General features: G+C 65.5%; 1 protein-coding gene. It reads right to left on the bottom strand.

The features are described from left to right. A partial coding sequence (locus tag MFF64_RS38525) for a hypothetical protein (RefSeq protein WP_369010737.1) occupies positions 1-128 on the bottom strand: 128 nt, incomplete at its 3' end. Positions 129-220: the final 92 nt, after the last annotated feature.

Below are 220 nucleotides of genomic sequence, written 5' to 3'. Positions count from 1 at the left end.
TAGAGGACGTGCGCCGTGCCGTAGGAGGTCGAGAACGCCTGCGCCTTGTCGGGATGCTTGTGCAGCAGGAAGCCGAGGTCGGTGGCGGGGCGCTCCGGGGTACCGGCGGTACTGATCGTCAGAAACACTGGAATCTGCCTCGAAACGTCTTCTGAGCTGTGAATACCTCACCTGCGCCGAGCGCCGGTGAATCACAGCGGGGGGAGAGCGCGCCGGGGGA

It is taken from the genome of Methylobacterium frigidaeris (assembly GCF_022179185.1).
Taxonomy (GTDB): domain Bacteria; phylum Pseudomonadota; class Alphaproteobacteria; order Rhizobiales; family Beijerinckiaceae; genus Methylobacterium; species Methylobacterium frigidaeris.
This window is presented reverse-complemented; position numbering and strand designations above follow the sequence as displayed.